Genomic DNA, 26,823 nt, shown 5'->3' on the forward strand with positions numbered 1-26,823 from the left:
CACTGATCATTGGGGCGCTTGCTGGAGGAGAAGCAGTATGAAGCGTGACGTGAAGGGATGCATGGGCCGGTTTTTGTTAACGGCCGCGGTTTTGACAACTCTGGGGGGCGTGGTGAAGGCGGAGGAGCCTTTTAACCTCGATGCCCTGGTTGAGGCTGCAAAAAAAGAAAAGCCGATCACTGTCTATGACAGTACCGGCAAGATTGTCGAAATGGCTGCAAACTTTGCCAAAAAATACGGACTTTCCGCCGAAGGTTCGAAGGTCAAGGCAACAGCACAGCTTGAGATGATCATTCGTGAGGCGCGTGCCAACAATATTCAGGGCGACGTGTCGATTATCAGCGATGCTCCAGCCGCCATGGCGCAGCTGATACCTCAAGGATTTGCGGAAAGCTGGCTGCCACCGGATCTCGCAGACAAGATCCCTGCAGAATACCAGTCGCCGTTGACCGTGGTGAACAGCGCCAATGTATGGGCCTACAACACTGAACTGTTCGACAAATGCCCTGTCACCAACATCTGGGAACTGACCGAGCCAAAGTGGAAGGGCAAGGTTGCTATGCAGGACCCGCTCGGCAAGGCGTCCTATGTCGACTGGTTCAACCAGATGGCCAAACACGGCGATGACAAGGTCGCAGCCGCTTACAAGGAATTCTACGGCAAGGACCTTGAAAAGGGCGAGGAAACGGCAACGGCAGCTTGGATCAAGGCGCTCGCAGTGAATGCTCCGCTTCTGACCGATGCCGATGCGGCGGCTGCAGATGCGGTGGGTGCACCGGGCCAGTCTGAGCCATTCATGGGGCTGATCAGCTCTGCCAAGTTCCGTGATAACGCCGACAAGGACATGAAACTCGGCCTCTGCAAGGATTTGAAACCATGGCTCGGCTGGCTTTATCCCGGGGTTGGCCTGATCACCAAGGGCACGGACAGTCCGAACGCCGCCAAGCTCTTCATGCATTACGTGATGACTGCTGAAGGCATCGCGCCGCAGGCAATCGACGGAAAGATGTCCACCAACCGTGATGTCAGCCTGCCTTCGGACGAGCCGTCCGGCATTGGCGCGGTTCTTGATCAGGTGCTGCCGTACAGCATGGCAAGCGCTCTCGAAGATTGGGATGCGCGCGAGGACTGGCAGGATTTCTGGCGGATGAATTACCGAAAATGAATGGCGGATGTGGAGTTGATATCATGACCCAAACCAAACGAACCAAGCTTGATCGGCGCAAATCGGCGGTATCCGCCGTTGCACTGCTGGTTGCAACAGCTCTCAGTGGCGCGGCCCGTGCAGAAGATGCCTTTAATCTCGACGCGCTGATTGATGCGGCTAAAAAGGAGCCACCGATCACCGTCTATGCTGTCACCGGCAAAATCGTTGATACCGCGAAGTCTTTCACCGAAAAGTATGGTGTTCAGGCCAGCGGCAAAAAGGTGAACGAAGCAACGCAGATCGAACTGATGATCCGCGAGCACCAGGCCGGTAATATCGTTGGTGACGTCAGTGTCGCCACCGATGTGGCCTCCGCCATGGGCGAGTTGCTGCCGCAGGGTATCGTCAGCAGCTGGACGCCACCGGATTTGACGAATGACATTTCCGAAAAGCTGCGCGACCCGCTTGTTGTCGTTTCCGACCCGCATGTGTGGACCTATAACACTGAAAAATACGACAAGTGCCCGGTCAGCAATATCTGGCAACTGACGGAACCGCAGTGGAAGGGCAAGCTTGCTATGCTCGACCTCTTCGACAAGCCGCTTTATGCCGACTGGTTCAACCAGATTGAGACCCATCACGATGAGGATGTCGCCAAGGCCTATGAAGCGCTTTACGGCAAACCGCTTGATACGACCAATCAGACGGCGACGGCCTCCTGGGTGAAGGCATTTGCGGAAAATGCGCCGCTATTGTCGGATTCTTCGACCGTGGCAGAAGCTGCCGGGGCGCCGGGACAGGCCGAACCTTTCTTCGTGATCACGTCCACGGCAAAATACCGTGACAATGAATCCAAGGGCCTGAAGCTTGGTCTTTGCACTGGCGTACAGCCCTTTACCGGCTTTCTGTATCCCGGTTTTGGTCTGATTGCAGGCCAGACGAAAAGCCCCAACGCCGCAAAACTCTTTGTACGCTACCTGATGACTGAAGAGGGCATCGCTCCGCAAATCGCCGACGGCAAGATATCGGGCAACTCGAAGATTGGCCTGCCAGCAGATGAGCCATCGGGCATCGCCAAGCATCTCGACGAGCTGATGGCATTTGATGCGAGCACCGCTGCTGAGGACCTGGACAAGCGTGAAAGCTGGCAGGATTTCTGGCGGGTCAACTACAAAAAATGAAGCACGGGGCAGGCGGGAGGCCTGCCCTATTTTCCTTGGGAGGGGAAGTCATGCGCAATGGAAAGCATATGATGCGGGTGCTGCTGGCCACCAGCCTTTTGGCGGGTGTCTCAGCGGGATCTTTGCGGGCCGAAGAAGCCTTTGATCTCGATGCTCTGGTCGCTGCGGCCAAGCAGGAAAAACCAATCAACATCTACGACAGCACAGGCAAGATCGTCGAGATGGCCGAGAACTTCAGCAACAAATATGGGCTGAAGGTGACCGGCATGAAGGTGTCTGCCAATAGCCAGCTCGAAATGATCATTCGTGAAAGCCAGTCCAGCAATGTGCAGGGTGATGTGGTGCTGATCACCGACGCGCCGGCCGCCCTTGCGCAGCTTTTGCCGGAAGGTTTTGTCGAGAATTATCTGCCCGGCGATATGGCGTCGAAAATTCCCGAGGAGTTTCAGGACCCATTGGCAATTTCGACCAATGCCAACGTCTGGGCCTACAATACCGAGGCTTACGACAAGTGCCCGGTCAGCAATATCTGGGAACTGACGGAGACCAAGTGGAAGGGCAAGGTTGCTCTGGTTGATCCGCTTACCAAGGGCACTTACACCGACTGGTTCAACCAGCTTGAAACACATGGCAATGACAAGGTTGCCGCCGCTTACAAGGCGCATTTCGGCAAGGATCTGGAAACGTCGGAGAAAAGTGCCGCTGCCGCGTGGATCAAGGCACTGGCACAAAATGCACCACTTGCCACCGATGGCGACGACCCGGTGGCTGAAGCCGTTGGTGCTGCTGGCCAGAAAGAACCGTTCATTGGGCTGCTAAGCTCCGCCAAGTTTCGCGATAATGGAGACAAGGGATATAAGCTCGGCGTGTGTGCCGACCTCGATCCGTGGGTGGGCTGGACCTACATCAAGCTTGGTCTGATTGCCTCCAAAACGAAAAGCCCCAACACCGCAAAGCTTTTTGTCCATTACATTCTGACGGAAGAAGGCATTACACCGCAGATGAAGGACGGGAAAATCCCGACCAATACCGACATCAAGGTGCCGGATGATGAGCCATCGGGTCTTGCAAAGGTCGCCGATAAGCTACTCGGCTATCGTTCGGCAACCGGCCTCGACGACTTTGATCGTCGTGAAGAGTGGCAGGACTTCTGGCGGGTCAATTACAAGAAGTAACGTTGTCCGGCGCGGTTTTGGCCGCGCCGGCTTTTCCATCGCAAAGAGGTAAAACATACATGTCGACCGACAAGAATTCCACCAGCCCGCAGCCTGCTTCAGAGGATGCACTTGCCCGATCCCGACGGTTGATGGAGCTTGCGAAATCAGCGGCACTTGCAGTTCGTGCGCCGCTTCTGGAGGCTTTTCGGTCGAACATGACGATTGATTACAAAGTCGATCTGCATGACATTGTGACAGTCCATGACAAACGGGCCGAGGCGACGATCCGTGCCTTCATTCTGGAGCGTGAGCCTAATTCGGCGATCATGGGTGAGGAAGGTGGCCAGATCGGTTCAGGTGACATCCAGTGGTATGTCGACCCGATTGATGGCACCGCAAATTTTGCCCGCGGTCTGGCATTCTGGTGCGTATCGATTGCAGCTGTCATTGACGGTGAGGTGGTTGCCGGCGCGATACTGGACCCGGTGGCAGATCTGATGTTTGCCGCCGATCTTGAATTTGCCTATCTCAATGATGAGGCGATCCGTTCCCGTTCGGTTGCCGATGAGGCCAAGGCAACCCTGATTACCGGTTATCCGGTTTCGCGTGACTTCCGTCTGGACGGCAAGGAGGTAGCTCTCGCCAATTTTGGGGTGCTGGTAGAGACCTTTTCGACGCTGCGTCGTCCGGGCAGTGCAGCCCTCAGTATCGCCCATGTCGCAGTCGGTTGGGCTGATGCCGCCACCGGGTTTGGGGTCAATGCCTGGGACGTGGCAGCGGCCACGCTTATTCTCAAAAATGCCGGTGGCCAGTATGAGCCGCTGACGCTGGGCAAGGTGGCGCCGGGTTCACTCGATTTTCTGTGCCCCGGTTACATCGCAACAGGCGAAGGTGCGAACTATCCGGCGCTTGAGCATGTTGCCCGTTCCATTTCGGAAACCCGTATCGCCAAGGCTAGCCAGATACAGACATCGACCCGGGTCGGATAATCGGGTTGAAGCAATCAAGGTAAGCCGTCATTTGCGGAGGAAAATATGCAGCACATTGAAACCAGAAAACCGCAGATGCCGGAAAGCCGCGAACTGCCGAAACTCAGCCTGATCTATGAGCGTCACCCGACCTATGGGGTCGATCTGTTTATTTCGGGTAAGGAAGGCGCAAGCGATCTCGATCTTTTGCGTCGCAACGGTATTACCACCGTCGTCAATTGCGCTGTCAATCTCGACTTCAACTATGTCCGTCAGCCGCAGGTCGTGTCGGACCACGAAGGCAGCGTATATGGGCCGGGCGAAATCCGTTATTACAAGATTGGCTTAATCGATGGCGATGGCAATCCGGACACGCAGATGGTGGCGGCTCATTATATCTTCCGGGCGGCGTTGGAGCAGATACTTCCCGACAAACCCTCTTATCCTCGTCGGGAACGTGGCAGCGTGCTGGTAAACTGCCGCGGTGGCCGGTCCCGTTCGGTTGCCGTCGTTTCGCTGTTTCTGCACCTGACCCTGCCGGATGAGTTTCCGACCCTGGAAGCGGCAGTCGACCATGTCCGCGCTCGTCGCGAGTTGCCGGAAGATGAGTGGTACAAGGCACCAAAGCCGGTGTTGGCGAATGCGGCACGGCGTGCCGCCGAATGGATCAAGATGATCGACCGCTCGGCCTAGCGGTCGACATGATGCTGGGCAGACTGGATGAAATGCTGTCCGGCTAAAGCTCGTCCAGACTGTCGTTCAGTGCCTCGATGCTGCGCAGTCTGGCGCGGCCCGCGATATCTGCTTTTTCCAAGCATCGGGTGATCAGCAGATGGCAGAGAGTGAGAACCGATGTGTGGTTGAACAATGGGCCGGGCGCTAACGTCTGGCAGTGAAGATGCCAGGCTGCCGTGGTCAGCAGCGGAGCGCCTTCATCGGTGATGTATACGAGCTTTGCCTTTGATTTTGCAATCTGTTCCAGCAGCGTGTCCATGGTTGCGACACGACGGCGAAGACCAAACAGAATGACCACGTCATCGGGTCGGAAACTGACGAGGTGCTCTCCCAAGGTTTGCCCGGGGCCCGGGATGGCGACGATGTTTTCGATCACCTGAGTCAGTTGCCATTGCATATAGGCTGCGAACGGCTGGCTGCTGCGAAATCCGATGACCCAAACCTTTCTTGCCGCCAATGTTGCCTCGGCAATGGCATCGATCTGATGATCAGTGATTGACAGGAACGTTGCCTCGATATTGACGATCCCTTGAGCCACATGTGCTTTGACCGACTGGGTGGACGATGCATCCGCTGAAGTCGTCAGAAACAGCCGCGATCCCGTCTGTTTTTCGGTGCGGGCATGGCGACGGGCTTCTTCGTAATTATCGTACCCCAACCGTTGCACAAAACGCGAGACGGTGGCTTTCGAGACATGGGCCAACGCCGCCAGTTCCTGTGCAGAATAGCTGGCCAGTTCGCCGGGAAAATCGCAGACGAACTCACCAAGCCGGCGTTCTGCGGGGTGAAGCTCGGGAAGCGCCTGTCTTACGCGAAACAGAAACGACTTTTCTTTCGGCACACCTAACTCCACCAGATTATCTGCTGTCGCAGTTTTGACAGGCGTAGCGGTATTAGCAACCAGAATGCTTCTGGATGATGAATGTCGGTGGGAGGGCGCTCTCACGAGCATGCCTCGCGCATGTTGCCCGATCTGTCTGCCATGTGACGTAGCAACTGTTCAACCGCAGTACTGATCGGTGCAATAACTGGTATCTTGAAGCGAGGGGCAAGCCCGACAGCCGCCTGCCCCAAGGGGCCGCCGCCAATAATCACGGCCTCAGCGCCATCCAGCTCGAAAGACTGCTGCACGGTTATCGCCAGTGCGTCTTCAAGAGCGATGGCATTGGACGCCAGTTCAAGCGGGTCGTCAGGGGTCAGACGGGTGCCGGTATAGAGATGGCCAAGGCCAAGGCCGATTGCCTTGCTGGAGAAACTCGCCACGAGATCAGGTGTCACGGTGGCAATACCAAAGCGGCGTCCGCCCTTCGACGCTTCCAGCATGCCCGCTTCGCAAATGCCAACCACGGGAATATCGACCAATGGCCGCAACTGGTCGATGCCGGGGTCACCAAAGGCACTGATAATGATGCCATCTGAGCGGGAGGCCGCTGCGAGCCCCATTTCCACCACGCCAGCGACGGATGCGGCAAGTTGCCGATCATCGATGATCATCGGCACACCACGCTCTGCGGTGACGCCATCAATCGTCACGCCAGGTGGTAACAGGCCACGGGCAATCTCCGTCATCATCGCCGTCGTGTGCTTTGATGTATTAGGGTTGATGAGGGTTATATGTGTCATGTCATTTGGGGCGTCCGGTACAGGGACGCCCACCTCCCTTGTTCATTTTTATTTTTGGAACACGATAAGGCAAACGCTAGGTGTATTGAAGGCAGGCAACCTGCCCATTCGTGTCAGTGCCAACCAGCCTCGGCACCGTCGAATGGCAGCTTTGCACCGCCTGCGAGCAGCGCGGTGCAAAGGAGCAGCCGGGTGGCATATTTGCGAGATCCGGCGGTGATCCGGGAATGGTGATCAGGCGGTCGCGGCCGTGAGCAAGCTCAACGCGTGCGCCAAGCAGCCCCTTGGTATAGGGATGTCGAGGGTTCTTGATAATGTCACTGACCGTGCCTTCTTCAACAATGCGACCCGCATACATGACGGCGATCCGGTCTGCGACCTCTGCGGCAACGCCGATATCATGGGTTACGAAAATGACCGACAGTCCATATTCCTTTTGCAACTCGCGGATCAGCAGCAGGATCTGTATCTGCACGGTTGCATCCAGCGCGGTGGTTGGCTCATCGGCCAGAAGAACCTTCGGATTGCAGGCCAGCGCCATGGCAATCATTGATCGTTGCAACATTCCGCCCGACATTTCATGCGGATAGTTTTGCAGGCGGCGTTCAGGCGAGGGGATTTTTACCTTCTGAAACAGGGCGAGCGCACGCTCTGCGGCCTCCTTTCTGGAAACTCGCTCGTGGCGCATGATGGTTTCCTCGATCTGTCGCCCGAGAGTATAGACCGGATCCAGAGCCAGACGGGGTTCCTGAAACACCATGGAAACGACCGCGCCACGAAAATTGCCCAATTCTCGTTTTGAAAGGCCGGTGATGTCACGGCCGCCGACGACCATAGAGCCGTCCATTGTTGTGCCTTTGGGATGTAGCCGCAAAAGCGAGCGCATCGTTACGCTTTTGCCAGAGCCGGATTCGCCGAGCAGTGCCACGACTTCGCCGGATTGCACCGAAAGACTGACGCCGCTCACCGCTTTTACCGGACGGCGACCGCGATTGAACGTCACCGAGAGATTGCTGATATCGATCATCGGACTAATCATCTCATGCCTCCATCATGGCGTGGGCCTTGCTGTGTCCCGATCCCGAAAGGGACATGAGACAGGCGGCCTGTTGCTGCGCAGATACATTTGCAAGCGGCGGAACGGATATGCTGCAGATCTCTTCAGCGAGGGAGCAGCGGGTATGAAAACGACAACCTGACGGTGGGTCGATCGGGTTTGGGGGATCACCCGCCAGTGGTGTCTCCATTGTTCGTTCTGCGGGATCCATCTTGGGCATGGATGCCAGAAGGGCGGCAGAATAAGGGTGTCTGGTATGGTCGAAAATCGCGTCGCGGCTGCCGATTTCTGCAACCTTACCCAGATACATGACCATGACCCTGTCGCACATGAAGCGTACGACGTTCAGGTCGTGCGAGATGAACAGGTAGGTCAGGCCGAAATCACGTTTCAGATCGAGCAGAAGATTGAGGACCTGCGCTTCGACTGATTTATCCAGCGCGGACACGGCTTCATCGAGAATGACCAGACGCGGTTCCAGAGCCAAGGCGCGGGCAATGTTGACGCGCTGGCGCTGACCGCCTGACAATTCATGCGGATACCGTCCTGCAAAACGGCTGGGCTCAAGTCCGACGCGGTGTAGCAGGTCATGAGCCCGCGCCAGGGCCTTGTTGATCGGTACACCGTGAACCTGTGGACCGAAGGCGATGGATTCTTCCATGGTGAGGCGCGGATTTAGTGACGCGTAACTGTCCTGAAACACCATCTGGACCTGACGGCGATAGTCCGTCAGCGGCAGGGTGCCACCAACCGTTTCACCGTCAAACAGCAGTTCGCCTTGGTCGGGTTTGATCAACTGCATCAACAACCGTGCCGTCGTGGATTTGCCGCACCCGCTTTCGCCCACCACGCCAAGGGTTTCGCCCTTGAGAATGTCGAAATCGACACCATCAACGGCGCGCACGACCTTTTTCGGTTGAAACAGCCCGGATGATTTGACCGGAAAGTGCTTCAATAACCGACGTGCCGAAATCAGAGGCTGCGCCGGTCCGCCGCGATCACGCGGATCTTCCTTATCATTTGTAAGGTCCATCATGACTTCACATCCATGGCTGAGCGCAGCCCGTCAGAGAAAAGATTAAAGCTGATCGATGTGATGAAAATCATCACTCCCGGCAGCGCTGCGACCAGTGGATTGACGTAGATCGCAGTGCGCAATGTATTGAGCATCAGTCCCCATTCGGCATCCGGTGGGCGGGCACCGAGACCGAGGAATGAAAGGCCGGATGCGAGGATCATGGATACCGAAATCAGGCTGGTGGCAAAAACGAAGATCGGGCCGAGGACATTGCCCAGAATATGCACGCTGATGATAGTCGGAGCACGTGCACCGGACGCGCGGGCTGCATCGACATAATCCAGCCCTCTGACCTGTGTTGTCACACTTTCTGCGATACGAGCGATCTGGGGTATAAACACAACGGTCAGCGAGACCATGGCATTGGCAAGGCCGGACCCGAGGGCACCCGACAGTGCAACAGCCAGCAGCACTGAAGGAAAGGCATAAAAGACGTCAACGGTGCGCATGATCAGCGTGTTGGTGAGACCGCCAGCATAACCGGCGATGATGCCGATTGTCGAACCGATGACAAATGCGATCGGGACCGGGACAACGCCCATGATCAGCGATAGTCGTGTGCCGTAGATCAAACGAGAGAGCATGTCGCGGCCAAGCTCATCGGTGCCCAGCCAATGGCCGGGTGTTCCGATTGGCCGCAGTCGACGAATGACATTGGCTTTGGTCGGGTCGTGAGGTGCCAGATAGGGTGCAAAAATGGCGATAGCAACGAGCAGCACGATGATGGAAAGTGCAATCAATGCCACCGGATCACGACAGATGCGTTGGACGACGCCATGCCAGAAACCGGGAGAGCGGGCGATGCGCGGAGCATCGGTAACGGGATCTGCGGTAATGACTGCCATGCCTCAGCTCCTTTGAATGCGCGGATCGATGGCGCTTTGCAGCACATCGACGATCAGATTGACGAGGACGAAGAAGATCGCGAGCACCAGTATTGTGCCTTGCAGCACCGGCAAGTCGCGAGTAAAAATGGCACCATTCAGCAGAAAACCTGTGCCGGGGTAGGAGAACACGGTTTCGATAATGATCGAGCCACCGAGCAGATAACCAAGCTGCAGGCCCATGACAGAAATAGCTGTCGGCGCGACATTGCGCACCACGTGCCGCAGAACCTGCCTGGTCATCAACCCCTTGGCGGCCAGAGCCTGCGTGAAATCCTGCGCCAGAATATCGGCAACCAGTGAGCGGATCGTCCGAGCGATAATGCCCATCGGTATCACCGACATGGTGACGGCTGGCAGGATCAGGTAGCGGATGTAATCCCAGCCAATGGTGCGACCGTCCGAACCACCGGGTCCGCCGCCCATGGCGGGAAGCCAGCCGAGCGTGACCGAGAAGATGATAACCAGCACCATGCCCAACCAGTAATGCGGGATGCTGACGCCGAGCATGGAAATGGCCGATGCAATGCGGTCAATCCATGTGCCGCGAAACACACCTGCCATAAAACCAAGGGCGGTTCCCAGCGTGAAGCCGATGAGCGTTGCAGCCACAGCTAGAATGATGGAATTAATCGAAGCTGAGACGATCTCGCCGAGGACCGGACGACCGGTGGCAATCGACATGCCAAGATCACCTTGCAGGGCACGCCACATCCACATCAGATATTGTATGGGTAGAGGCTGGTTGAGGCCATAGAAGCTACGCATCTGTGCCTGGAGCTCAGCCGAGGCATCGGAAGGCAGTACGGCGGCGAGCGGATCGCCCGGGGCGATGTGGATCAGCAGGAAGCATACGACACTGACGCCTATGGCGACCGGTATGACATGCAGAAGTCGTTTCAAACCATACGCCAGCATTGGTCCTCGCTTGGAAATGGGTTGGATCGGGCAGCTGGGATATGCCGGGTATCCGGCATATCCTTTTCATTGCGATGGATCAGGGTTCGATGGTGATTTGCGAAAAATCCTGGAACCAGTTCTGTGCCTGCACGAAGCCTTTGACCTTTGCGGACATGGCGCGTGTGTTGACGTCATGGGTGACCATCAGGAACAGGGCATCGTTGACGTATTTTTCGTGAACCTGCTGCAGGACCTTGTCCTGTTCTGCCGGGTCAAATGCATTGCGGACCTTATCGAACAAGGCATCCATTTCCGGATCACAATAGAAACCCCAGTTGGTGCCAGCTGGCGGTGCGAGATTGCACTGTGACTGACGGATCATCGCGCTGAACGGATCCTGGATGAAGTAGCTGTAGTTGACCGCGGTGCCGCCCTTCGAGCTGGCATCCTTTGCCCCTGCACGCCAGATGTTGATGACGGTGTTCCAGTCTGCCACTTCGAACTCGACGTCGATGCCGATTTCAGCCAGCGTCTGTTGGATATATTCATTCATCGCCAGTGGCAGCATCTGGCCGGAACCTGACGAGGAAATGATAACCTTGGTCTTCAAGCGTTTGTCCGGGCCGTAACCGGCTTCCTCCATCAGCTTGGTGGCGGCCTCGACATTATATTCGAGTTTGAAATCTGGCTTGCCAAACCACTGATGCCCCGGAGGCAGATATCCCTGGGCTGGCACTGAAAAACCACCCAGCAACTCGTTCAGGCCGTCGCGATCAACGGCGAGGTTTGCGGCCTTGCGGACCCTGATGTCGTTCCACGGTGAACCTTCGATACGCGAAAGGTGCCAAGTCCAGTTATGCGGATAGGCGTTCGTGACGATGTTGAAACCGGCATCCTTGACCGATTGGGCAGAATCCGGTGCGGGCGCCTCGATCCAGTCCACTTCACCGGAGCGAAGGGCTGCGATGCGGGTGTTGGCTTCTGGCAAGGGGATCAGGACGAGTTTATCGAGCTTCGGAACGCGGTTTTTGTCCCAATATTCGGTGTTTGGCGTCAGTTCGGCCCGCTCACGTGGCGTAAAGCCATTTTCAAGTTTCCAAGGGCCGGTGCCTGACGGTTTTTGCGCTACTGCCTCCCAGCTTTTGCCCTGGGCTTCCCAGTTGGCAGGAGACGACAGCAGGATCCAGCTTAACTGATAGGGGAGGGTTGCATCTGGGGTCTTGGTGGTTATCTCGACGGTAGTCGGGTCGACGACCCGGTAGCTTGCAACTGCGGGAATACGTGATTTTCCTTGCGCGGATTGACGTTGGTCGAACTGCGGCGCGTCGGTTTTCAGCAATTTGTCGAGGTTCCAGACGACAGCCTCGGCATCAAACGTGCTGCCATCGTGGAATTTGACGTTTTCACGCAGCTTGAATGTCCATTTGGAGTTGTCAGCCGGATCAACATTCCAGGACAGTGCGAGGCCGGGGGTGAGGACCGATGGTTTGTCGGCGCTCGACAGATCCCATTCAACAAGCGAGTCATAAACGGTGTAACCCATGAAACGCTGACCTTCGCCGCCCTGATCGGTTTGACCTGTGGTCAGTGGAATGTCCGAGGCGGTCATGCCAATACGCAAAGTGCCAGCGGCCAGCGAAATACCTGCATTTGTGGTGATCAGGGCCAAAGCAGTGGCGCCGACCAGCATGGAGTTTTTCAATCCGCGCAGAATGGATGGTTTGGTCTGTATCTGCCTCGCAATTTGCATCATGCTGTTTCCCTCTTGTTGTTTATGCTGAACCTCTGTCCAGTCGTTTTGTGAGAAGCAGTTTTCATGCCAGTTCGTATGAAAATATAGTTTCATGTTGTTTTACAATTGTTTGGGTTGCAATTGGAAAGAGTTGTGGCAATCTGACGCCACTTATTGTTTGCTTAAAACTCGTGCTGCTTCTAATGAAGATGCACAATTGTGCGCCGCGGAGATGAACCATGGATACGAAACGATATCACTCACAGTTTGGCGGCTTGCCGGGCCAGACAGAACTTCTGTCGAGCAAGGCTGTTTTTACGACCGCCTATGCCGTTATTCCGCGTAGTGTGCTCACTGACATTGTCACCAGCGTTCTGCCGCACTGGAAAGCGACGCGCGCCTGGATCCTTTCCAGACCACTGACCGGTTTCTCTGAAACCTTTTCGCAATATGTGATGGAAGTACAGCCGGGTGGCGGTAGCGACCGTCCGGAGCCGGACAAACGTGCACAAGCGGCAATCTTTGTCGTCGAGGGTGGCATGGTCATCGAGTACGATGGCGGTGAACATACGCTGCGAAGCGGTTCCTTTGCCTATATCCCTGCTGGTTCATCGTGGAAATTGCACAATCCCGGCACCGAGGCTGTGAAGTTTCACTGGGTTCGCAAGGTCTTCCAGGAGGTTGAAGGACTGGAACTTCCGCCAGCGATTTTCGCGCATGAAGATGAGCGCTCGCTCTCGGCCATGCCTGGAACGGATGGCCGCTGGGCGACAACCCGTTTCATCGATCCCGATGATGTGCGTTACGACATGCACCTCAACATCGTGACCTTTGAGCCAGGCGCGACCATTCCATTTATGGAAACCCATGTCATGGAACACGGCCTTTATGTGCTTGAAGGCAAGGCCGTTTACCGGCTCAATCAGGATTGGGTCGAGGTCGAAGCCGGCGACTTCATGTGGCTGCGCTCTTTCTGCCCGCAAGCGTGTTATGCCGGTGGACCGGGCCGCTTCCGGTACCTGCTCTACAAGGATGTGAACCGCCACACCTCGCTCTGGTAGTCTAAGCAAGCGGGATAATTATCCCTAGGAAACGCGTGTTGCATCAAGCCAGATTTGTTTTGGAGCAGCACGCGTTTTTGTTTTTGTGCAAGGATTGTATGTGCTGGAGCGATTGATCAGCCCGTTACAGAGGAAATTTCATGAACCTTTGCGAAGGGGAGTTTCTCGGTCGCGATGTCGCATAAATGCCTGTGGTGGGTCAGGTAGATGACCTGTCCGACCTCAGCCATCCGCCCGAACAGCCGGAATACTTCTTCTGAGCGGGGTTCGTCGAAGGTCTCCATAATGTCGTCAGCGATAAACGGCACGGACGGGCGAGCCATGGCGAATTCTTCATATCCGGCCAGGCGCAGTGCCAGATACAGCTGAAATTGCGTTCCCTTGGACATTTCAACGGCAACCTTGGAGCCGCCGTTTCGCGGCAGGCCGATCAGGACTTCCTTGTCTTTGTCTGGTCGCGTTGCAAGGCCGTTATATTCTCCGCGGGTGATAAGTCGAAACGCCTCTGATGCCCGGTTCATCATCGCGCTTCGATGTTTGTCGCGATAGGCACGAATGCCATGTTCAGCGATCAGATTGCCGCTGCGCAGCCGAAGATAACGCAGCGCAAGATCTTCGACCTCCAACAGCAATGTGCGGCGCTGGGCTTCAAGACGTGCGACGGCATCATCGCCACCAATCGCCGACAGGCGCTCGGCCGCACGTGCCTTGTTGGCAAACAGGGTCTTTGAGCGTTCATCGAGAGCGTCAAGGCGTGCCACAAGTTCGGCTTGCTCGCGCTGTAATTCGCTCAAATCGACATCGGATGCACTGTCCATGGCAATATCCAGCGACGGCATCTGCATCTCGCTGAAAATCTGCTGTTCCAGCTTGTGCTGCTGGGCCACCAACTTGTCTCTGTTGCCAGACTGGTCCAATGCCTGCCGCACCTCTGCCAGTGTCTCGACACCAAAAAACTCGGTCATCTGGGTTTTATGTGCGGCGTGAAGTGCGATCTCGCTGTCCAGGTTCTCACGCTCAAGCGCCAGACCAGCAAGGGACTGATCCCGTTCCTGCCGTTTTGTGGCGACGTGTCTGGCTTCGTCAAGACGCTTGATCAAGGTTCTGGCTGCGGTGAGAGGATCGGTGTCGTCACATGTGTCGCCGAGAACCTCATAGATTTGCGCGACAGTGTCGACAAAGGATTTCTGGTTGGCTTCCATCGATGTGATGCGGTGGTGCAGGTCGGCCTGTTCACGCAATGCTTCGGGCAGGGCAACGACAACGTCGAGAAGTTCTCTGACCGCGCCAATGCTGTGTTGCCTGTCTGCAAACCACGTGGTCATCAGTGCATTTGACCAGCCGCGTTGCCACTCCTCAGAAGCTTTCGCGGCTCCATCACGTGTTGTCTTGCGCTGAGAAACAGCCGTTTCCAGTTCTGCAATGCGTTTGTCGGCGTCCACTCGTTTGGCTTGCAATGCCGTGTGGTCGGAGAGCAGGTTCTCCGCAGCCTGTGTCATGGCGGTGAGATCAAGTGCGTCCATCTCAACGCCACTGGCACTTAAGGCCTTCGCAAGGCCATCCTGTTCTGTTGCAAGTGCTGTTCTTGCCTGTTCGACGCTGTGTAAGGTCTGGCGTAAATCGTCCCAGGCGGCCAATCCGGCGGCGTGGCCTTCTGCCCATTGGCTTGTTTTCGCCAGCCAACTGGCAAGGGAGGCGTCTGTTGGGAGCTCGATTTCAGAAGGTGTCTCCGACTGGATTTCGTGGCGCAGCGTCGCAAGTTCGCCATTCGTTTCTTCAAGCAATTGACGCTGTCGCTCATTATTGGCCGTGGTTACAGCGAGTGCTGCCGTCAGGGACCGCAGTTCTTCCAACTCCTTGGCTCTGTCGAGACGGGCGGTGACAACCTCGTCGGTTTTTCGCATCTGTTTTTCAAAACGCGCGGCGGTTTCCCGATCAAGTGCGGCGAGGTGCTGCTTCCAGATTTCATCCCGTTCGGTAAGGGTGAGCTTAGTCTGCTCATCATCCAGAATGCTGGCTGATGCGCGCAAGGCTGCAATCCTCGCGGTTTCCTCGTCCTGTCGGCTCGTAAGCTCTCTTTGCCGTTCAATGATCTGGGCGCGACGTTGCTCGATCGCGGAAAGCCGCAATTTCCATGTCTCACGGCGATCAGCGGACGGTAAGGATATGCGTCTGAGGGCGTCTCCATCACCCGACCATGGGAAAAGTCTGGCGACGGCATCGTCGAAAGCCTGAAGTTTGGTGGTCAGACTGCGTTCCGCAAGACGCAATTCTGCGGATAGATTACCGTTTCGCACTCGGTTCAGCGTCGACTGAAGCTGTGCCAATCTGCTGGCGTTGAGCGCAACGACGGCTACATCCAGAGTTTTACGGGCCCGTTGCTCGTTCTCCAGAGCTTGTTGTGCCGCGACGTGTTCTTTTTCAGCAGCCAAAAGCGCGACGTCAATGCCGGATTTTTCGCTGATCAGATCGCGTAGTATTCCGATCGTAGCCGCCTGTATCAGCAGTGCTTTAGGGTTCTTAACGTCGGTATGCCCCAAGGATGCCAGGATCATGTCGAGCTTGCGGTTTGCCTGCGACAATGCCTCTTTTCTTTTCGGCAAATCTTCCTCTGCCGTGGCATAACGTGCTGCAGCATCGGCCAGTTGATCGATCCGCTCGGCAGTGGCCAATAGATGCTCATCGGTAACCAGTTGGGCCAGTTCGCCGCGAAGTGTTCGTTCGCGTTGGTCAAGGCCGGTCAACCGTGTCTGAAAGCGTGCCTCTTCGACAACGAGATTGGGGAGTGCCGTTGACCATTCGTCTGGTGGCCTTGGCAAATCATCATACTGCGAAAGCTGGTCTTTGCCGCGGTTGTATTCACCAACAAGCGGATGGGTGCGCAGAACGCGCGCAATCTCATCCTGCCGTGTTTTTGCGGCACTAATCTCCTTCATCACGGCGTCATAGGCCGCCTCGGCCTGTTCCAGTTCTGCCGTCAGGGCCCGATAGGCAGAAGCCTGCGTATCGATTTCGTCGCGCTGCGATTTAAGGTCTGCGATCTGTCGCTTGAGGCTGGCAATTTTTGTCGAGCTTGCGCGCTTGCGGAAAATCCCATCGGCTTCACTGGTGGCCGCTTCGAGAATGGAACTGACGCCTGCCAGGCCAGCACTGGCCGAAAACAGCAATTCGCCCAAGTCGCCCTTGCTTTCCAGAATGGCGTTGCCGCCATCTTCCAGCGTCTGGTCGTCGAGCGAAAACATCATGCGATAAGCATCACGGCTCAGACCGGCAAGCGGAACACTGAGCGCGCCCTCATTGAGCGGTTGGCCCTGTTCGTTCAACAGTGAGTTGTTGCGCTGCTTGATACGTTTGAATTCATGGGCCTGACCATCGAATTCGAGGCAGGCACCAATCTCCATCGCCTTGCCCTGATGCAGGAAACCGTATCGCGTGCGTTCTTCGATGCCGAACAGCAGATCGAGATAGGCATTCAGCGAGGTCGATTTTCCTGCCTCGTTGAGGCCGTAGATAATGTGCAGGTCCGGCGTGCCGGCTTTGTGCTCGCCAAAGTCGATCGAATAATCGGTAAATTTGCCATAACGGGTGAGATCGAGCCTGCGCAGACGCATCAGTTGATCTCCGACGCTTCCGGTTTTAACCGGGCGAGGATGTCATCACTGCCTTCCGCGAGAAGCTGGTCAATCAAGGCTTCAAATGCCACTTCGTTATCGCCACTGAATGCTCGTGCCTCCGGTGGCAGATCATCGCGCAATTCCTTGACCAAATCCCTTACTGCTTCACGAATGCCATGTTGTTTGATGATGTCGTTACGCATCAACTCGCCAAGCTCGAGTACCGGATCGGCGGCCGTATCTCCACTCGTGACACTTGTTGGGGCTATCGTCGCCACTTCGATCTTTTCAATCCAGGTCCGTCCGAGGCTTTCGGCACGTTGTTCGGTTTCTGCCAATAAAAGGTCTCGATCACGACGCAGCTGAAAGGACAGTGGTGTTGCCCCTGTCAGTCGCAGGCGTCCAACCAGATGCGTCGAGTTTGCTTGATCCCGGGCGTTGCCCATGGCCGCCTCAATCAGATCTGCGGTTTCACGCCAGGTTTCGGCTGAAGACAGATCCACCGGGATGCGTTCAAACTGTGCGATGCTGGTTGCGCGCTCTTCGATGGTAAGGCTGCGATCATCGTTGACTGTCACCAGGGTGACGGTCTTTTCGCCGTTTTCATTGATGTCGCGGCCCTGCGGCATGCCCGGCATGATGACGGTGCGCTCACCCTTATGCTGTGTGCGGGCATGGACGTGTCCAAGAGCCCAATAGTCGAAATTCCAGTCGTGCAGGTCAGATACCTTGCATGGCGCGTAAAGATCATGACCGGGCGCTCCGGCCAAACTTGTATGCATGATGCCGATATTCACCGCGTCCGGTGTGGGGCGATGATATTTTTCGAGAAGGCTTTCCGGCGCATGCGGTTTGGCAAAGCTCAGGCCATGAATGGCCAGCGTGAGGTCCCCATGGGCAAAATCAATGGTCTGGGGCCGTCCGCCAAATACGGTGACGGAAGGTGGCATGATCAATTCCTGGGTGATGCGGGACAGGGCATCATGATTGCCACGGATGACAAAGGTGGCGATGCCTGCCTCATGCAGCCGACGCATCTGGCTTGCCAGAAAGCGCGCAGTTTTCATCGAGGTCTGGTCACCGTCATAGAGATCACCGGCAATAACCAGCGCGTTGACCTGCTCATCGATACACAGATCGACGATGGCTGCAAAAGCTTGCCGTGTGGCGTCACCAATCAGCTCGGCAAGATCGCTGTTTCGCAATGCCAGAGAACGGAGTGGAGAATCGAGATGAAGGTCGGCGGTATGAATGAACCTGAACGGCATGCGACATTTTTCGAGGAATTCACCGGCAAAGTAAAGTGACGAATGCCGTCAGTGGTCGCGCAACAACAAGATAACTGTTGGTCCTGTCAGCGGCCATAAAAATTCCGGCCGTGCGGACACGGCCGGATTGGTGGGCATGGATAGTTGGTAGAAAGACCTACGCTGCGCCCCGGTACTGTATCGGGGAAACATTATGCGTTTGGGTCAGCCGGAACTGGCCAAGGCGGTTGGAGAGGGCAGAGACCTCCGTTACCAACGTATGGGAGGCGGCGTTGGATTCCTCAACCATTGCAGCGTTCTGCTGGGTGGCCTGGTCCATCTGGTTCACCGCAGCATTGATCTCCTGCAGACCGGTTGATTGTTCGCGCGCGGATTGCACAATCGCCAGGACATTCTGGTTGATCTGCTGCACCTCCGCGACAATCGCCTGCAGCGCTGTGCCGGTCTGTCCAACCAATGAGACACCACGTTTTACATGATCACCAGATGAGGAAATCAGGCTCTTGATCTCCTTTGCTGCCTGCGCCGAGCGTTGGGCAAGTTCACGAACTTCCTGCGCGACCACCGCAAAACCCTTGCCGGCCTCACCGGCACGGGCGGCCTCAACGCCAGCATTGAGGGCGAGTAGGTTCGTCTGGAAGGCAATTTCATCAATGACGCTGATGATGTTGGAGATGGATTGCGAGGAGTTTTCGATCTCACTCATTGCATTGACGGCTTCGCGCATCACATCGCCGGATTTCTCAGCACCAAGCCGCGTGCGTGTGACGAGATTGCCGGCTTCTTCAGCACGCGCGGTCGAATCTCTCACCGATGTGGTGATCTGCTCCAATGCTGCAGCTGTCTGTTCGACCGATGCCGCCTGCTGTTCGGTGCGGCGGGCAAGATTGTCGGCGGCGTTGCGAATTTCTTCCGAGCCGGATTGGATTGTTGAGGCGTTGTCGCGGAACGACAACATTGCCGCCTGCAATTTCTCCACGGAATGGTTGAAGTTGCCGCGAATTCCGTCGAGCGCCTGACAGAAGGATTCGTCGAGGCGCACGGTCATGTCACCTTCGGACAGCCGCTCCAGTCCACCAGCCAGTCGGGTTACAGCAAATCGGACTTCTTCTTCCTGCGCGGAATTGATCCGCTCACGTTCGAGACGCTCCGCCTCTTGCGCTGCGCGTCCTGCCTCGGCCTCGGCTTCGAGTTCCACACGGCGGCGGTTGTTCTGAAGCAAGATTTCAAGAGAACGTGACAGGTCACCAATCTCGTCATGCTTTTCACGGTCACGAAGATCGACATTCAGATTGCCGCTGGCAATTTCGTTGGTTTCACCGATCACATTGGCAATGCGGCCAATGAAGCGACGGGCAATCAGCCAACCGGAAAGACCAAGCAGCGCAATCGCCCCGGCGGTAATGAAAGCTGCACTCCACATCATGCTATAGAGACCGGCAAAGACCGTGTCTTTCGGGATAAAGGCAATCGCATACCAATTCATCTCGGGTGTGAGTTTGACCGGAGCGGCAATCGAGAAATAGGTGGTGCCATCCGGCGCCGTCATCTCCTCTTCGGTTCCGGAATTGGCGATGATATTGGCCCAACCTGCAACAGCATCGCCTGCATTGGATATGGATTTTCCGACCAGTGCCTTGTCCGGGTGGCTGATAATATTGCCCTTGGCAGTTACCAGCGCCAGAAAACCGGTATCCATCGGATGGATTTTTGAAATTGTTTCGTTTGCGGCGGCGAGCGAGATGTCGATGCCTGCAACGCCAACAGATTTGCGATCTTCAATAATCGGCATGGCAACGGATGTGATTAGCACGGTCTTGCCATCAACCGGGTATTCATAGGGTTCAATGACAACCGTTTTCTGGCTGTCGCGGGCCAGAAGGTAATAGTCGCCAACGCCAGGTACGGTGTAGTCCACAAGTGGATCGTGTGCGATCTTGTCGCCGCTGCGCGACATGTAAGGAACGTAACGTCCTGTCGCATCATGCCCCGTCTGACCGGTGTTATCGACGTCATGGCCGTCGAAAGCGTTCGGCTCCCAAGCTGTCCATGTGGCCAGAAGGGCGGGGTTGTCGCGAAGGGTTGCGGTTAGCATGGCATCAGCCGCTGTACGATCGGCCTTTTGCGCGGTTTGCATCGCTGTCAGGCTGGAGCGAATGCCGCTCGCCACCTGGACGGCGTTGCTCATATCCTTGGCGATCCCGGCGGCACCCGATTCCGTGATCTGTTTCATGCGAGTGATGCTCGCTTCCCGCATGTCGCTGTAGGTGATCGAGAATAGAATTCCAGCCGCAGCCGCTGTTGTCAGCACCCCAGCTGCTGCAACAGAGAAAATATTGCGGCTTGTGGCAGATCTGAAAATCATGACGCTCCCCCATATGAAGTCACGGAATACTCCTCCTCGAAGTTGCCGTGACTTGGAGCGGACAACCCTCGGTACCGGTAATCGGTGAGGATCGCTCCAAATGTATGTATATTATATATCTGTTATTAATAATGCGTTGTTTGCCATCGCCTGAAAGACGGTGCGAAATAAGGCCTTTCACGATTTTAGGCCCGGGCAAGCGGTGGTGGTTTTGCCTCATCCTATTGCGGATACGATAAGACAGTCGCCTGCCGTGCAATTAGTGGGACAGGGTGGTCGAGTGGTGTGAATTTTATGATTGTATTATTGTCATTTTGTGATATTACCCATTTTAAGGATTAGGTAACGCAAAAGGGGAGGTTTGCATGCCGGCACTGGAGGGATTGCGTGCTGTTGTCACCGGAGGCGCGAACGGTATCGGTCTTGCTATCGCAGTTGGTCTTGCAAAAGCTGGGGCCACCGTTGGCGTCCTCGATAATGATGCAGGACGTTTGGACGTTGTGATCTCCGAAAATGCGCATGTTGATCTTGTCGCTCTGGCCTGCGATGTCAGCGACCGTCAGGCCGTTCATAAGGAGATTAATACATTTGCCGCAGATGGCGGTCTCGACATTCTCGTCAACAATGCCGTTGTTTTCCATTATTCGCCACTGGCAGAATTTCCCGAACATGAAGTGCACCGGATGCTGGATGTTGGCATCAAGGGTTTTCTCTGGGCAACGCAGGCGGCGACGCCGTTCATTGAGAAGAGCGCAAACGGCAGCATCATCAATCTCTCATCCATTGCTGTTTCGATGGCTGTTGGCCGCACCTCGGTTTACACGACAATCAAGGGCGCAATCGATGCTTTCACGCGCCAACAGGCTGCCGAACTGGGCGCCAAGGGTGTGCGGGTGAATGCTGTTGCGCCCGGCTCGGTGCGCACGCCAGGAGCCAGCGCAGTCATTACGGATGCTGGCTGGGCGCAACGGGAGGCGAAGTCGCTGCTCGGCCGTTTGCCTGAGGCGGAAGATGTTGCCAATGCCGTGGTGTTTCTGGCCTCGGATGATGCGCGCTGCATTACCGGCGTATCTCTGAAAATCGACTGTGGAATGTCAATCGCGGGCGCTTGAAGCGCGGCCGCGACGGGTTTGCCAATTTGCATGAATGGAGGCGGGCTGTCCCTTTCCGGGCGCCCGAACCCTTGCTCATGCCTGCCTTTAGGCGGGCTGACCAAGGGCCAAAAGGGAGAGAGTTCAATGAGAAGCAATGCGCTATTGCGCGAACTTGTCGCTCAGGCAAAACCTGAAGGCGGCTTCCCGGACGAGGTCCGGGCAAAGGCAGCCACCTGCCTTGCCGACTTCATCTCCTGCGCAATCGAGGCTGCCGATCTACCGTGGAGCAGGCAGGCACTGGCTGTCGCGGTTGGCGGCAATGGCCCGTGCGCCGTGATTGGTGAGGCGGCGACTGTTGGTGCATTGGATGCAGCCTTCGCCAATGGCGTTCGTGGCCACGGCCTGGTGCGCGAAGACATGCATGCCGGCAGTATCAGCCACATGGGTGTCGTGGTCTGGCCAGTTGTTCTGGCGCTCGTTGCCGAAAACCCTGACCTTGTCGCAGATCCACTGGAAGCAGCTATTGCGGGTTATGAAATCGGCGGTCGGGTCGGGCGGGCGCTGATAACGCCAGATATGGCGCGGCGTTTTCGTCCCACGGGCCTGATAGGCCCACTTTCAGGCGCACTGGCTGGCGCAATATTGCTTGGTCTCGATCAGGACAAGACAGTCAACGCGCTGGCGCTTGCTGCAAATGCCTTTGGTGGTCTCAACGAGTGGCCGCATAGCGGCGCTGACGACATGTATTTTCACCCCGGTTTTGCGGCCCGCAATGCACTGAGTGCTGTGAAACTTGCCGCACTCGGTGCCAAAGGGTCAGACAGCGCGCTTGATGGTGTTGCCGGCCTGTTTCCCGCATTTGGCATTCCGCTGCCGACTGAGCGTATCTCGCTTTATCCAAATGGCGCGTTTGAAATCATGGCGGTTTTCAACAAGGAAGTGCCTGCCTGCAATTTTGCACAGTCACCTTGTCAGGTGGCTTTGGCAGCCATCAACCGGGTGGGAGATGGCGATAGCGTCGAGAAGATCCACCTGTCGACCTACAACGCCGCGCTGAATTATCCGGGCTGCAATTATCGCGGTCCATTTGAGACGCCGTTGCAGGCAAAGATGAGTATTTTCTTTGGCATGGCCGCGACGATTGCCCGTGGCGAGATTGCTGAGGCCAATTATGCGCTGCTCAATGATGCAGCGATCACAGACCTGATCGACCGCACGACCATCACGGTTTCCGATAGGCTGGATGGAGCCTTTCCGGCCCGTCAGGGCGCGGAACTCCGGTTGGAGACGAAGCGGGGTGAGGTGATCGTTGAACTCCTTGATGATGTGCGTTCAGCGTCGCCAGAACTGGTTCGCAAGAGATTGGCCGATGCCGCGGCAACTCGCCTGGGCAAACAACAAGCGCAGCAAATCGAACTTGCCATTGAAAACCTGACGAAGAGCGGGGCCAGCGCACGCGCTGTAGCGGCGCTGGAACAATTATGCCGAACTGGAGGAGGAGAAAGAGCCGTATGAGCGACTTTCAGATATTGATTGAGAGCATCTTGCAGCTCCTGATTACAGGTGTGCTGGTTGGTGCGCTTTACGGGATGATGTGCGTGGGTCTGGCTATGATCTTCGGCATCATGCGTGTGATTAACTTCGCCCAAGGCGATTTCATGATGCTCGGCATGTACGCGACTTATTTCGCGTTCGGCGCTTTTGGCATTCAGGCCTTTTTCGGTGCTGAACTTGGCGCCTATGTTGCCGTCATGGCAGCAGCGCCTGCGATGTTCCTGTTCGGCTGGATCATCCACCGTTTGATGATCCGTCGGGTGACGGGAACACGGACTGTGGGCATGGAGGCCGACGGCCACTACGCACAGCTCATCCTGACGCTTGGTATTGCCCTTATCCTGCAGAATGGCGCGATGATCCTGTTTGGTGCCGATCTGGTATCGATCCGCACACCGCTGTCGAGTGACGCATGGGCACTTGAACCGTTTGGTGAAAGCATGCCGATCCTGCTGTTCTTCAACAAGTCGCGTGTGCTGACGGCGCTGTTTTCGGCCGTCGCCATCATCGGCCTGTGGCTGCTGATACAACGCACCTTCCTTGGCAAGTCACTACGTGCTGCGGCCGACAATGCTGAAGCTGCGACCTATATGGGCATCAATGTCGACAAGTCGCACCGTGTGGCCTTCGCCATTGGTACTGCGGTTACGGCGATGGCCGGCGGTCTGCTTGCCACCAACTATCCGTTCAGCCCGTTCGTCGGTCTCGAATACGTCATCATCATGTATGCGGGTGTTGTTCTCGGCGGCATCGGCAGCGTCATCGGTGCCTTCTGGGGCGGCATGCTGATTGGTCTCATCCAGCAGTTCTCGACACTCGTCCTGCCCACCCAGTTGCAGAATGCGACAATCTTCGTGTGCTTCCTGCTGGTTGTCATGCTGCGACCCCAAGGCCTGTTCGGCCGCAACGTGGAGAGAACGTGATGAATATGTCTGTTCTCAAATCTATCAGGGTCTTCTTCGCATTAGCGCTTGGCTACATGGTGCTTGCGATCTTTGTGACCAATTCCTACTACCAACTCATTTTGACGCTGGTACTGATCTGGGCCATTTTTGGCCTGAGCTGGAACATCTTCAGCGGTTATACCGGGCTTGTGTCCTTCGGCCATGCCAGCTTTTTCGGCATAGGCGCCTTTGCCACCGTGCTTGCACAAATCTACTGGGGTCTGTCGCCCTGGCTGATGTTCTTTGTGTCGGGTCTGATCGGCGCGGTTGCCGGTGTTCTGATTGGTTTTCCAACCTTCAAGCTGCGCGGCCACTACTTCGCGCTCAGCATGCTCGCCTATCCGCTGGCACTGATGTACGTCTTCCAATGGCTTGGTTTTCCTGAAGTCAGCATTCCACGTGTCCACGACAATCCTGCCGCTTACATGCAGTTCACGGATGGTCGGGTCTACACGCTGATTGCCATGGTCTTCCTCTGCGCCGTTGTCGTGCTGTCGCGCGCAATCGAAGCCTCTCGTTTCGGCATGGCGCTTATCGCCATCAAGCAGAACGAGGCAGCTGCCGAGGCTGCCGGTATTGATACCCTGCGATGGAAACTCAAAGCTATCGCGCTGAGCGGTGCCATTGCCGCGATGGCCGGGTCGCTCTATGCCGTCGTCATTCTCGTCATTACACCGCAGTCGGTGTTTGGCATGCTGGTCTCTGCGCAGGCGCTGACTGTGACGATGTTCGGTGGTGCGGGTACCTTGTGGGGGCCGATTATCGGTGCGTCCTTCCTGATCCCGATTGCCGAAATCCTGCACGCGGAACTCGGCAACTTCCTGCCCGGTATTCAGGGCGTGGTTTACGGTGTTGCCATCGTGGTTCTGATCACCGCTGCACCGGAGGGCATGTTCTGGAAAATTCGTGACCGTTTGCGTAGCCGCAAGGAAGAAACGTCACCTGTGATCGCCGATCAGCCGGTGGCTGCCAATGTCACACCGCTTCCGGCCCGGGAAACCCGAGCACTCAACCCCGAAATCGTCCTCGACGTGCGCAATATGTCGAAGAACTTCGGTGGTCTGAAAGCCGTGCAGAATGTCAGCTTCCAGGTCAATAAGGGCATGATCCTCGGCATTATCGGCCCGAACGGTGCTGGCAAGACCACGCTGTTCAATCTGCTCAACGGCTTTCAGCTGCCGAGCGAGGGTGAGGTTATGGTTGATGGCGTCAATATGGCGCGTCGTAAACCGCATGAACTGTGTCAGGCCGGTGTCGGCCGCACGTTCCAGATCATGCGTCCGTTCACCCGCATGAGTGTTCGCGACAACGTGAAGGTCGGCTCTTACGTCACCGCAAAAAGCGAGGAAGAGGCAGAGACCATCGCTGACGATGCACTTCGTCAGGTCGGATTGTTGCATATCGCGCACCAGCTTGCTGGGGGTCTCTCGACCAAGGACCTGCGTCTGATGGAACTTGCCCGCGCTTTGGCCGGAAAACCACACATCCTGTTGCTGGATGAGACATTGGCAGGGCTTGGCAAGGAAGAGGCGGTCGAAGTGGTTGCCGTTATCCGTCGGCTGTCAGCGTCAGGTGTCACGGTCGTGATTATCGAGCACACGATGCATGCCATGGTTCAGCTGGTTGATCGCTTCCTTGTGCTCGATCACGGGCAGGTCATTACCGAAGGACTGCCGCAGGAAGTTACCCGGGATTCACGGGTTATCGAGGCCTATCTTGGAAAGAAATGGGTGGCAAATGCTTGAGATCGAAGACATCACCGCCGGCTATTCATCATCCATCGCGGTTCTGCACGGCGTGTCACTCACGATCGGCCAGGGCCAGTTCATCTCGGTTGTCGGTCCGAATGGTGCGGGCAAGACCACGTTGTTCAAGGCAATTTCTGGGATCGTTCCATTACGCGGTGGTCGCATTCTCTGCGAGGGACAGGATATTTCCAACCTTGAGCCATCCAGTCGACCACATCTGGGCATCGCCCATGTTCCAGAGGGACGGCAGGTGTTTCCGTCGATGACGGTGCTTGAAAATCTGGAAATGGGTGCCGCGACCGAAAAGGGCCGCCGCGAATGGAAAGAAAATCTTGAGCGCATATACACCTGGTTTCCGGTGCTGAAGGAGCGTGCTGGCCAGTATGCCGGCACATTGTCGGGCGGTCAGCAGCAGATGCTGGCCATAGGTCGTGGTTTGGCATCATCTCCGAAGCTTTTGATGCTTGATGAGCCATCCATGGGACTTGCTCCATCCACCGCCGATCTTGTGTTCGACAAGATGATGGAGATCAGGCGTGACATAGGTCTTTCGATCCTGCTGGTGGAGCAGCGGGTCGCCGAGGCCCTGCAATTTGCAGATCGCGGATACGTTCTGGAAACGGGACGAATTGTGCTCGAGGGAGACGGAGAGGCGCTGAAGGCCGACGACCGCGTCCGTCAGGCATATCTTGGAATGTAACAAAGCAATAATG

At 56.3% G+C, this 26,823-nt stretch carries 21 protein-coding genes; 11 read left to right on the forward strand and 10 right to left on the reverse strand.

The genetic code is table 11. From position 1 onward, the window contains the following. The first annotated feature begins 37 nt into the window (after positions 1-37). The 5 genes from ACZ5FM_RS18605 to ACZ5FM_RS18625 are packed head-to-tail and all read left to right on the forward strand — an operon-like array spanning position 38 to position 5,146. Positions 38-1,165: an ABC transporter substrate-binding protein gene (locus tag ACZ5FM_RS18605; protein WP_464040882.1), complete on the forward strand. Its 1,128-nt coding sequence runs from the start codon at positions 38-40 to the stop codon at positions 1,163-1,165. Between the two features lie 23 nt (positions 1,166-1,188). Then, the gene (locus ACZ5FM_RS18610) at positions 1,189-2,328 is read left to right on the forward strand and encodes an ABC transporter substrate-binding protein (RefSeq protein WP_464040883.1); all 1,140 of its coding nucleotides are present in this window, start codon (positions 1,189-1,191) and stop codon (positions 2,326-2,328) included. Between the two features lie 50 nt (positions 2,329-2,378). Continuing rightward, complete coding sequence (locus tag ACZ5FM_RS18615; RefSeq protein ID WP_405049452.1) at positions 2,379-3,503, forward strand: ABC transporter substrate-binding protein; 1,125 nt, start codon at positions 2,379-2,381, stop codon at positions 3,501-3,503. Between the two features lie 59 nt (positions 3,504-3,562). After that, positions 3,563-4,474 carry an inositol monophosphatase family protein gene (locus ACZ5FM_RS18620; RefSeq protein ID WP_464040884.1) on the forward strand — a complete coding sequence of 304 codons (912 nt, stop codon included), beginning with the start codon at positions 3,563-3,565 and terminating at the stop codon, positions 4,472-4,474. Positions 4,475-4,519: 45 nt separating this feature from the next. Beyond that, positions 4,520-5,146, forward strand: coding sequence for a dual specificity protein phosphatase family protein (locus tag ACZ5FM_RS18625; protein ID WP_250984404.1), 627 nt, complete (start codon positions 4,520-4,522; stop codon positions 5,144-5,146). 43 nt (positions 5,147-5,189) lie between these two features. Here ACZ5FM_RS18625 and ACZ5FM_RS18630 read toward each other — a convergent pair whose 3' ends face one another. The 7 genes from ACZ5FM_RS18630 to ACZ5FM_RS18660 form a co-directional block, all read right to left on the reverse strand. Continuing rightward, on the reverse strand, positions 5,190-6,029 hold the full coding sequence (locus ACZ5FM_RS18630) for a MurR/RpiR family transcriptional regulator (RefSeq protein ID WP_250984405.1): 840 nt from the start codon (positions 6,027-6,029) through the stop codon (positions 5,190-5,192). A 101-nt stretch (positions 6,030-6,130) separates the two neighbouring features. Beyond that, the gene (locus tag ACZ5FM_RS18635) at positions 6,131-6,811 is read right to left on the reverse strand and encodes an aspartate/glutamate racemase family protein (RefSeq protein ID WP_275643306.1); all 681 of its coding nucleotides are present in this window, start codon (positions 6,809-6,811) and stop codon (positions 6,131-6,133) included. 76 nt (positions 6,812-6,887) lie between these two features. Further along, positions 6,888-7,850: an ABC transporter ATP-binding protein gene (locus ACZ5FM_RS18640; RefSeq protein ID WP_275643305.1), complete on the reverse strand. Its 963-nt coding sequence runs from the start codon at positions 7,848-7,850 to the stop codon at positions 6,888-6,890. 1 nt (position 7,851) lies between these two features. Further along, entirely contained in the window at positions 7,852-8,901 is a 1,050-nt protein-coding gene (locus tag ACZ5FM_RS18645) for an ABC transporter ATP-binding protein (RefSeq protein ID WP_259148895.1), read from the reverse strand. Then, entirely contained in the window at positions 8,901-9,791 is an 891-nt protein-coding gene (locus ACZ5FM_RS18650; protein ID WP_250984408.1) for an ABC transporter permease, read from the reverse strand. The genes ACZ5FM_RS18645 and ACZ5FM_RS18650 overlap by 1 nt, the downstream gene beginning before the upstream one ends. Before the next feature lie 3 nt (positions 9,792-9,794). Beyond that, positions 9,795-10,748, reverse strand: coding sequence for an ABC transporter permease (locus tag ACZ5FM_RS18655; protein ID WP_464040885.1), 954 nt, complete (start codon positions 10,746-10,748; stop codon positions 9,795-9,797). Positions 10,749-10,827: 79 nt separating this feature from the next. After that, positions 10,828-12,420 carry an ABC transporter substrate-binding protein gene (locus ACZ5FM_RS18660; protein ID WP_464041052.1) on the reverse strand — a complete coding sequence of 531 codons (1,593 nt, stop codon included), beginning with the start codon at positions 12,418-12,420 and terminating at the stop codon, positions 10,828-10,830. Between the two features lie 281 nt (positions 12,421-12,701). On the opposite strand from ACZ5FM_RS18660, the gene ACZ5FM_RS18665 reads away from it, so the two are divergent. Beyond that, on the forward strand, positions 12,702-13,523 hold the full coding sequence (locus ACZ5FM_RS18665) for a bifunctional allantoicase/(S)-ureidoglycine aminohydrolase (RefSeq protein WP_250984410.1): 822 nt from the start codon (positions 12,702-12,704) through the stop codon (positions 13,521-13,523). A 116-nt stretch (positions 13,524-13,639) separates the two neighbouring features. Here the strand turns inward: ACZ5FM_RS18665 and ACZ5FM_RS18670 are convergent, their stop codons facing one another. From ACZ5FM_RS18670 to ACZ5FM_RS18680, 3 genes are all read right to left on the reverse strand, one after another. Next, positions 13,640-17,134: an ATP-binding protein gene (locus tag ACZ5FM_RS18670; RefSeq protein ID WP_464040886.1), complete on the reverse strand. Its 3,495-nt coding sequence runs from the start codon at positions 17,132-17,134 to the stop codon at positions 13,640-13,642. Further along, entirely contained in the window at positions 17,134-18,405 is a 1,272-nt protein-coding gene (locus ACZ5FM_RS18675; RefSeq protein WP_464040887.1) for a metallophosphoesterase family protein, read from the reverse strand. Before ACZ5FM_RS18675 ends, ACZ5FM_RS18670 begins: the two co-directional genes overlap by 1 nt. A 157-nt stretch (positions 18,406-18,562) precedes the next feature. Then, positions 18,563-20,770, reverse strand: coding sequence for a methyl-accepting chemotaxis protein (locus ACZ5FM_RS18680; protein WP_464040888.1), 2,208 nt, complete (start codon positions 20,768-20,770; stop codon positions 18,563-18,565). A 365-nt stretch (positions 20,771-21,135) separates the two neighbouring features. Here ACZ5FM_RS18680 and ACZ5FM_RS18685 point away from each other — a divergent pair, with 365 nt between their 5' ends. The 5 genes from ACZ5FM_RS18685 (at position 21,136) to ACZ5FM_RS18705 (ending at position 26,810) form a co-directional block, all read left to right on the forward strand. Beyond that, positions 21,136-21,882, forward strand: coding sequence for an SDR family NAD(P)-dependent oxidoreductase (locus ACZ5FM_RS18685; protein WP_464040889.1), 747 nt, complete (start codon positions 21,136-21,138; stop codon positions 21,880-21,882). Between the two features lie 126 nt (positions 21,883-22,008). Further along, on the forward strand, positions 22,009-23,379 hold the full coding sequence (locus tag ACZ5FM_RS18690) for an MmgE/PrpD family protein (RefSeq protein ID WP_464040890.1): 1,371 nt from the start codon (positions 22,009-22,011) through the stop codon (positions 23,377-23,379). Beyond that, the gene (locus ACZ5FM_RS18695; protein ID WP_250984416.1) at positions 23,376-24,341 is read left to right on the forward strand and encodes a branched-chain amino acid ABC transporter permease; all 966 of its coding nucleotides are present in this window, start codon (positions 23,376-23,378) and stop codon (positions 24,339-24,341) included. The genes ACZ5FM_RS18690 and ACZ5FM_RS18695 overlap by 4 nt, the downstream gene beginning before the upstream one ends. Continuing rightward, positions 24,341-26,107, forward strand: coding sequence for a branched-chain amino acid ABC transporter ATP-binding protein/permease (locus tag ACZ5FM_RS18700; RefSeq protein WP_250984417.1), 1,767 nt, complete (start codon positions 24,341-24,343; stop codon positions 26,105-26,107). Before ACZ5FM_RS18695 ends, ACZ5FM_RS18700 begins: the two co-directional genes overlap by 1 nt. Then, entirely contained in the window at positions 26,100-26,810 is a 711-nt protein-coding gene (locus tag ACZ5FM_RS18705) for an ABC transporter ATP-binding protein (RefSeq protein WP_192489830.1), read from the forward strand. Before ACZ5FM_RS18700 ends, ACZ5FM_RS18705 begins: the two co-directional genes overlap by 8 nt. Positions 26,811-26,823: the final 13 nt, after the last annotated feature.

It is taken from the genome of Agrobacterium sp. 5Ca50, assembly GCF_055381905.1.